Below are 8,823 nucleotides of genomic sequence, written 5' to 3'. Positions count from 1 at the left end.
GCTGTAACGCACCACAGTACGCACTCCCCTGGAATGTCAGCCATGTCCGGCTGGGGTGATGAGGAGCGGGCATACCTTGTTGCCCTACTTCGCCTACGGCCCCGGAAACTCACGTGACCCGAGATCGCCGAGAGAGTCGGTACCTCCGGCAGCGCACGAAGTGGCGGCGAGCGAGAACAGCGGAACCCGCATTCAGGCTCGTGGGGCGATATCTCATGGGAGACCAGTAATCATGACCTCGCACGTTGCCGACGGCACGAAGTGGGGCAGCCGACTGGTCGGGCAGCCCAGTGTTCACGTTGCATCCGCCCAGGACGAAGCGCTCGAACATGTGCATTCTGCTCTCGGAGCCAGCCGGCGAGTTACAGAGATGCTCTCCCGAACGAACACAACCTGAGCCCCACCCACCGCAAGAGAAAATACCACCCACACCCACACCGCGGGGGGCTCGGGGGGCTCGACCCCCCGGCAACATGCGAAATGCCCGGTCGATCACCGATCGACACAGCTAACCCAAAATGGAGCGGGCGACGGGAATCGAACCCGCGTTGCAAGCTTGGGAAGCTCGTGTTCTGCCTCTGAACTACGCCCGCGTGGTGCAACCGCATCGTACCGGATGAGCGGCTCGCGGCGTCGGGCCGGGGCCCGGCAGGTCGTGGACAGCTCGTCGAACCTGGCTGTCCACCCTGCCGGGCATCCGCTCGCCGATCGGTCCTGTGCGGCACCCTTCCACGATCTGGCTGTGCGGTGGCGGCGCGCCCGGTGGCCGCGCCGTCCAGCGGCTCAGCCGTTGACGTCACCGCCTGGGCGGGACGCGGGAGTGGAGGAGGTCGACGGGGCGCCGGAGCCGGGTGGGCGCAGGTAGCTCAGCGGCTCGCGGCCGGCGGGCTGTTTCGGGCGTTCGAGCAGCGGCACCGGCGGGATCTCCAGGCTCTCCGGCTCGCCGGGCTGGACGCGGACCGTCCGGCCATGGTGCAGCAACGTCATCGCCGGCCCGGAGGACACCGTGTATGTGGCCTCCGCGGCGGTCACCTCGACCCGCAGCAGCCGGCCTCGCACCCCCAGACCGAACCTGAGCCGGGTGAGGCCCTCGGGCAGCCGTGGTGCGAACGCGATGACCTCGCCGGAGTCGCGCAGGCCACCGAATCCCTCCACCAGGGCGATCCAGCTACCGGCCAGGGAGGCGATGTGCAGGCCGTCGCGGGTGTTGTGTTCGATGTCGCGCAGGTCCATCAGGGCGGCCTCGCGCAGATAGTCGTGCGCGAGGGAGAGATGGCCGCATTCGGCGGCGAGCACGGCCTGGCAACACGCCGACAACGACGAGTCCCGGACGGTCAGCTCCTCGTAGTAGGCGAAGTTGCGGATCTTCTCGTCGTGTGTGAAGGCGTCGCCGCATCGCTGCATGGCGAGCACCAGATCCGCCTGCTTGACGACCTGGCGGCGGTAGAGGTCGAAATAGGGGAAGTGCAGCAGCAGCGGATACTGCTCGGCCTTGGTGTTCTCGAAGTCCCAGGCCTCGTGCTCGGTGAAACCCTCCGACTGTGGATGGACGCCCAGGTTCGCGTCGTAGGGGATGTACATGTCCTCGGCGGCGTCCCGCCAGGAGGCCGCCACCTCGGCGTTCACGCCGAGTTCGGCGGCCCGGGCCGGATGGCGGCGGGCGGCGGCGGCGGCGGCCAGCAGGTTCCGTTTGGCCATCAGGTTGGTGTAGACGTTGTTGTCGGCGATCGCCGAGTACTCGTCCGGGCCGGTGACACCGTCGATGCGGAATCGTCCGTCCAGGTCGTGGTGGCCCAGTGAGCGCCACAGCCGGGCCGTCTCGACGAGCAGTTCCAGGCCCTCGTCGCGTTCGAACCGGGTGTCCTCGGTGACGTTGACGTAGCGGGCGACGGCGTCGGCGATATCCGCGTTGACGTGGAAGGCGGCCGTGCCCGCCGGCCAGTATCCGGAACACTCCTCACCGTGGATGGTCCGCCAGGGAAACACCGCGCCCGCCAGATTGAACAGCTCGGCGCGTTCCCGGGCCAGGGGCAGCGTCGTGTGCCGCCAGCGCAGCGCGTCCCGGGCGGCGTCCGGCGCGGTGTAGGTCAGCACCGGCAGGACATACGACTCGGAATCCCAGAAGGCGTGCCCGTCGTAGCCGGGACCGGTCAGCCCCTTGGCCAGAATCGCCCGCCGCTCGGCCCGCGCCCCGGCCTGGAGCACGTGGAACAGCGCGAACCGGACCGCCTGCTGCACCTCCGGGTCCCCGTCGACCTCGACATCGGCGCGGGCCCAGAACGCGTCCAGGTATTCCTTCTGCTCCTGTACCAGCCCGGACCAACCGGTCTGGCGGGCGGCGATCAACGCGGCGGACGCCTGGTCGCGCAGCGCCGGCAGCGAACGCTGCTCCGACCATCCGTAGGCCAGCCACTTGACCATCCGCAGCTTCTGCCCTGGCTGCAGGACGACGGTCGCGGTCACCCGGCCGGCATCGGGCTCGCTTTCCGTGTAGACCCCGATCGAGTCCGGTCCCTCGAAATGATGGTCCATCGCCGCGGCCACCCGGATCTCGCTGTTGCGGGTGATGTGCAGCGTCTCGACCTTGGTGCCGCCCGCACGGTGCAGTTCGGACACCAGCGGTGACTCCAGGGCCGCGGCCGCCCGCGGATCGCCTTTGAACACCGGCAACTGCTCGTTGGCGACGAGCTCCGACTGGACGACCACCCGCGCCGCGTCACCGATCGCCTCGACCTCGTAGTAGAAGGCGGCGATCGAACGCTGGGAGAACGACACCAGCCGACCGGAACGTACCCGGACGGCCTGGCCGGCCGGGGAGACCCATTCGACCTCGCGGTGCAGCACCCCTTCCCGGAAGTCGATCCGGCGCTGATGGGAGCGCAGTTCCCCGTAGCGGACGTCGAACGGCTCGTCGTCGACCAGCAGACGGATCAGCTTGCCGTTGGTGACGTTGATGACGGTCTGCCCGGACTCCGGATAGCCGTAACCGGCCTCGGCGTACGGCAACGGCCGTAGTTCGTGTACGGAGTTCAGATAGCTGCCGGGCAGTCCGTGCGGATCGCCCTCGTCCAGGTTGCCGCGCAGGCCGATATGGCCGTTCGACAGCGCGAACAGCGACTCCGACCGGCCGAGATCATCGACGTCCAGCCCCGACTCCCGCAGCGTCCACGGCTCGACCACATAGCTGGCTTTTTCGATCATGCCTTGCCGTGCCCGGACCCGGCCGGCTCCCGCAGCTGCGCCAGGTCGCGCACGACGATGTCGGCGCCGTGGGCGCGCAGGGCCTCGCCGTGGCCGGCACCGACCCGGTCGACCCCCACCACGTACCCGAACCGACCGGCCCGGCCGGCCTCGACCCCCGCCAACGCGTCCTCGAACACCGCCGCCTGCTCGGGGCGTACGCCCAGGCGGCGCGCCCCGGCGAGGAAGGTGTCCGGCGCCGGCTTGCCGGCGAGGTCCTCCCGCGCCGCGACCACCCCGTCGACCACCTCGGCCACCAGGGCGTCCAGGCCTGTCACCCGCAGCACCTCGACGCAGTTCGCGCTCGAGGACACCACCGCCCGTGGCACGTCGGCGGCGGCGAGTTCGCGCAGGTAGTCGACCGAGCCCGGGTAGACGTCCACTCCGTCGGCGGTGATCCGCTGCTGCACCAGGATGTTCTTTCGGGTGGCCAGCGCGTGCACGGTGAGCGCGGACGGCGGATCGTCCACCGTCCCGTCCGGAATGCCGATATGGCGGGACGCGAGGAACGCGCGGACACCGTCGACGCGTGGCCGACCGTCGACGTGCGCGGTGTAGTCGCTGCCGATGTCGAAGGGGACGAACGGGTCGCCACTTCGATGTGCCCAGTTCTCCAGGAATTCGTCGAACATCTCCTTCCACGCTGCCGCGTGGAGGGTGGCCGTGTTCGTCAGCACGCCATCGAGATCAAACAGACATGCCGTGACGTGATCGGGTAGCCCGAGCATGGTTCTCCCGCCTGTCTTCCGCATTCGTCGTCTGTCGCCTGTTCATCGGCATATCACCGACTGATCGCCGGCCGGAGACATCCCGTCCGGGCAGTCCGACTCCATACCCGTGTCACGCTACGTACCAACACGCCGGACGCCCCGGTGCCACTCCCGAGTCGGTCACCACATCCGCTGACCGGGCGGACGCCACGGCGGGCCGCTTCGTCCGGCCGACGGACGTGACATGCTCATACGCGTGCTGCTGTCCGACCGGGACATCCGGGCCGAGATCACCGCGGGCCGGGTTCGCCTCGACCCCCATGACCCCGCGCTGATCCAGCCGTCCAGCGTGGACCTGCGCCTGGACCGGTGGTTCCGCGTCTTCGCGAACCACCGTTACACCCACATCGACCCGTCGGTGGAGCAGGACGACCTCACCGATCTGCTCGAGCCGGACGGCGAGGATCCGTTCGTGCTGCACCCCGGCGAGTTCGTGCTCGGTTCCACGCTGGAGATCATCACATTGCCGGACGATCTCGCCGGCCGGCTCGAGGGCAAGTCGAGCCTGGGGCGGCTCGGTCTGCTGACCCACTCCACCGCCGGCTTCATCGATCCCGGCTTCTCCGGGCATGTCACGCTGGAGCTCTCCAACGTCGCCACCCTGCCGATCAAGCTCTGGCCAGGGATGAAGATCGGCCAGCTGTGCCTGTTCCGGCTGTCCTCGCCCGCCGAGCACTCCTACGGCTCCGCCGTCTACGGCTCCCGCTACCAGGGCCAGCGCGGCCCCACCCCGTCCCGCGCCCACCGCGACTTCACCCGCTGGCCGGTCCGCGACTCCACCTGACCAGGCCACCAGCAACACCGAAGCACCGAAGCACCAGAAACGCCGAGACATCGGGCGCACCCGGAAACGACGAAGCCCTAGAACGACGACGGCCCCTGGAACGACGAAGCCCTGGAACGACGACGGCCCCCGAGCGGCCAGCCGGTGCGGCTGGCGGACTCGGGGGCCGGGTCGTGGTGTCAGACGGGCCGGCGCGGCTCGGTCAGGAGACCGGCTCCGCGGGAGCGGGCTCGGCCGGAGCCGCCGGTGCGGCCGGCTGCAGCGAGCGTGCCAGCAACTGGGAGACGTCGAGCACCTCGACGCTCTCCTTCGCCTCCCCGGCGAGTTTCTTCTCGGTGACGGCGTCGGTCAGCATCACGATGCAGAAGGGGCAGGCGGTCGAGACGACGTCCGGGTCGAGGCCGAGCGCCTCTTCCATCCGGTCGACGTTGACCCGCTTACCGATCTTCTCTTCCATCCACATCCGAGCGCCACCGGCGCCGCAGCAGAAACCGCGGTCCTTGCAGCGGTGCATTTCCTGGCCGCGGATACCGGGAATGGCCTCGAGGATCTCCCGGGGTGGCGTGTAGACCTTGTTGTGCCGACCGAGGAAGCACGGGTCGTGGTAGGTGACCGAGGACTCCACCGGCGTGATCGGCACCAGCTTGCGGTCCTCGACCAGTTTGCCGAGCAGCTGGGTGTGGTGCACGACCTCGTAGGTGCCGCCGAGGGAGGAGTACTCCCGGGCGAGGCTGTTGAAGCAGTGCGGGCAGGTCGCGACGATCTTCTTGACGCCCGTGGAGTTCAACAGCTCGATGTTCGCCTTGGCGATCTCCTGGTACAGGTACTCGTTGCCGAGGCGGCGGGCCGGGTCACCGGTGCAGGATTCGTTGGTGCCGAGAATGGCGAACTCGACACCGGCGATGTGCAGCAGTTCGGCGAAGGAGCGGGCGACCTTCTTGGCCCGGTCCTCGATCGCACCGGCGCAGCCGACCCAGTAGAGGTACTCGACGTCCTCGGGGATCTGCTCGCCGTCACCGATGACGCGGACCTCGAACGGCAGACCCTCGGTCCACTCGGTCCGGGTACGCGGCGAGACGCCCCACGGGTTGCCGTTGTTCTCCAGGTTGCGCAGCATCACGCCGGCCTCGGACGGGAACGCCGACTCGATCATCACCTGGTAGCGGCGCATGTCGACGATGTGGTCGACGTGCTCGATGTCCACCGGGCACTGCTCGACGCAGGCACCGCAGTTGGTGCAGGACCACAGCACGTCGGGGTCGATGACCCCGCCCTCCTCGGCGGTGCCGACGAGCGGACGGTCGACCTGGGGCTGGCCGGGCTGCGGGACGCGGCCGAAGCCGGACTCGGGCACACCGTGGTGGCCGTGGCCGGCATCCTCCTCGACCCCGGTGACCGCCTTCGGCGCCTCGTCACCCTCGCCCGCGCCGGCACCCTTGGTGGCCAGCAGGTACGGCGCCTTGGCGAACAGGTGGTCGCGCAGGTCCATGATGAGTAGCTTCGGCGACAGCGGCTTGCCGGTGTTCCAGGCCGGGCACTGGCTCTGGCAACGGCCGCACTCGGTACAGGTGGAGAAGTCGAGCATCGCCTTCCAGGAGAAGTCCTCGACCTTGCCGACACCGACGATCGGCTCGTCCTCCTCCATCAGCTTCTCGATGTCGGGGGTGCTGCCCAGCGGGCCGAGCGCGACCGGCTGGCGCTTGAGCACGACGTTGATCGGCGCCAGGCCGATGTGCAGGTGCTTCGAGTACACCACCAGGACCGAGAAGCCCATGATGACGGCGATGTTGAGCAGCAGGAACGCGGTCTCGATGTTCTCGTTCACCTCGTGCGACAGCCCGGAGAACGCGCGGCTGACGGCATAGGAGGCGAAGGCCCACTTGGTCTGGCCCTGCGGCAGGTTACCGGTGTTGTACTGGGCGCCACGGTAGATCAGCAGGGTCACGACGACCGCCGTGATCAGGCCGAGAATGACCCAGGCCGGCCCGGTGTGCGAGCCGTAGAACCGCGACTTGCGGTCGAGGCGGGCCGGCGCGTTCTTCCACCGGATGATCGTGAAGGCGATCAGGCCGCCCAGGACGGCGACGGCGAAGAAGTCCTCCAGGAAGCCGATGGCCGCCCAGTGCCCGAACAGCGGGATGTGGAAGTCGTCGTCGAACAGGCCGCCATAGGCCTCGATGACGGTCAGCAGCAGGATCGTGAAGCCCCAGAAGGTGAACAGGTGCGCGATACCCGGCACCGACCACTTCAGCAGCTTGCGCTGGCCGCCGACCTCACTGATCTCCGTCCAGATGCGGCCGGGTAGATCGTCCAGGCGGCCCGGTGCCGGTTGGCCCGACCGGATCAGCCGGAACAGCCAGAAAACCCGACGCCCGGCAACCGCGAGAGCGATCAGGGTGATCGCTCCACCGATCGCAAGTCTCACAGCATCCTCCATCTGGACCCACCACTTCGGGCGAGCCTACTCGTACTGGCCGGTAACATATGTGGCGAGTGAGTTGTGCCACCCGCCCCCCGAACCGTGGTCCGAGTGGCTTCTTTTGCTCCGGGTTGTGATCCCGGCCTGAGCCGACCCAGCAACACCGGGGGTGGCACTCCCGTCCACCCCCGACCCTGCCACGATGTGGTCCAAGCGGCCCGACATAGGGGGCTGGAAGGTCCGATCGCCCGCGCCGATCGACCCGGCCTGCTACTTTCGGTGCCATAGTCCCAACCGGCACGCAACAGTCCACCCCCGTTTCGGCTACCTGTCGTCACGGTCTGACAGAACGAGGCCCTGCGCTTGGTCGGACCCGGTTCGGGCCGCGGTGGGTGAGGCGGACCCATCCAGGCCACGTTCGCCTGCCGCGTGGGCGCCCCGCGCGGCCCACACGTGCGTCCGCCGATGATGTCAGTCCTTGTGTCACAGGGACGATCGACGCACCATAGGACTGGCCTCTCGCCCACGGTCACCGGGCGATCGGACCATGCGTGACACCTGAATCATCAAGGTGCTGGATCATCAGGCTGCACGGGGGTCCGCACCAGCGCTGCCGTGACGGCGTCCGGCGCACCGCGCGGACGAGCTCCCTACCCACGTTGACGATCCCTGCGAACCATGGTGGGCACGATGGCAACGATCACCCGGCCGACGATGACCCGAGTCGGCCGCCCCGGTCATTCCCTGCAGACCGAGTACCAGCGAGCCCGGGAGACCCAGGCCCTGGTCCGCCGGGACCGGCTGGCCCGGCAGCTACCACGCACGGCCGCCCGCGCCGCCGTCGTCGGGCTGATCCTGGCCCTGGTCATCGGGTTCGGGCTGGGGCAACCGGCGGTGGCGGTCGCCGTGTTCTTCCTGGTGCTCGTGGCCTGGCCGGCCGGCATCGTGGCCGCGTCCTTCGGCACCGCACCCGACATCGAGCTGCTACGCGAAGGCGCCGAGGCGGAGCGCAAGACGGCCCGGGCCATCGCCCGTCTGCGACGTAACGGATACCTCATCCTCCATGACCGGGCAGTGCCGTACTCGGACGCGACCATCGGCCACCTGCTCATCGGCCCCGGCGGCGTGATGGTGCTGGGCAGCGACAACAGCAAGGGCACACTGCGTTACACCAAGGGCGGGGCGATCTGCGACGGCGAGTCGCTCAAGCCGGTCATCGACCGCATCGCCTGGCTCGGCGGCGAGGTCCGCAGCCAGATCCGTGGCGCCCTCCCCATGATCAAGATCCCGGTCAGCCCCATCATGGTCATGGTCGAGGCGAACGTCCTGTGGAGTGACGGCGCGCTCGAGGGCGTCACGATCATCAGCATCAAGGACGTCGCCAACTTCATCCGCAAGAAGACCGGCCGGCTCAACCCCGGCGAGGTCCGCCAGATCGTCAGCGCCGCGGAGCGTCTCTTCCCCGCGTACAGCGCCAACCGCCTCTCCCAGCACGTCACCGTCGACCGCGACCACTGGGTGACCCTGATGGACACCCTGCACACCATCCGCGAACGGGACGGCGACGCCAGCGACCTGCTGGACCGTCTGGCCCAGCTCGAGGACGATCT

Annotated in this window: 5 protein-coding genes and 1 tRNA gene; 2 read left to right on the top strand and 4 right to left on the bottom strand. The window is 68.7% G+C overall.

From position 1 onward, the window contains the following. Positions 1 to 519 precede the first annotated feature (519 nt). The 3 genes from G6R24_RS15190 to G6R24_RS15180 all read right to left on the bottom strand — a co-directional run bounded on the left by G6R24_RS15190 (position 520) and on the right by G6R24_RS15180 (position 3,968). Positions 520 to 593: transfer RNA gene (locus G6R24_RS15190), tRNA-Gly, on the bottom strand. 190 nt (positions 594 to 783) lie between these two features. Beyond that, positions 784 to 3,201: a glycoside hydrolase family 65 protein gene (locus G6R24_RS15185; protein WP_163549902.1), complete on the bottom strand. Its 2,418-nt coding sequence runs from the start codon at positions 3,199 to 3,201 to the stop codon at positions 784 to 786. Further along, positions 3,198 to 3,968 (bottom strand): HAD family hydrolase, encoded by a 771-nt coding sequence (locus G6R24_RS15180; protein ID WP_163549901.1) that lies wholly within the window; start codon positions 3,966 to 3,968, stop codon positions 3,198 to 3,200. Before G6R24_RS15180 ends, G6R24_RS15185 begins: the two co-directional genes overlap by 4 nt. 238 nt (positions 3,969 to 4,206) lie before the next feature. On the opposite strand from G6R24_RS15180, the gene dcd reads away from it, so the two are divergent. After that, positions 4,207 to 4,794, top strand: a complete 588-nt coding sequence (gene dcd, locus G6R24_RS15175) for a dCTP deaminase (RefSeq protein ID WP_163549903.1) — start codon at positions 4,207 to 4,209, stop codon at positions 4,792 to 4,794. A 202-nt stretch (positions 4,795 to 4,996) separates the two neighbouring features. Here dcd and G6R24_RS15170 read toward each other — a convergent pair whose 3' ends face one another. Then, complete coding sequence (locus tag G6R24_RS15170; RefSeq protein WP_163549900.1) at positions 4,997 to 7,219, bottom strand: (Fe-S)-binding protein; 2,223 nt, start codon at positions 7,217 to 7,219, stop codon at positions 4,997 to 4,999. A 684-nt stretch (positions 7,220 to 7,903) separates the two neighbouring features. Here G6R24_RS15170 and G6R24_RS15165 point away from each other — a divergent pair. Next, positions 7,904 to 8,823, top strand: a 920-nt coding sequence (locus G6R24_RS15165; protein WP_163549899.1) for a nuclease-related domain-containing protein, incomplete at its 3' end; no start/stop codon positions are given.

It is taken from the genome of Candidatus Frankia nodulisporulans, assembly GCF_902806475.1.
In the GTDB taxonomy this organism is placed as follows: domain Bacteria; phylum Actinomycetota; class Actinomycetes; order Frankiales; family Frankiaceae; genus Frankia; species Frankia umida.
The sequence above is the reverse complement of the archived record's forward strand: the minus strand, read 5'-3'. Positions and strand labels throughout refer to the sequence as shown.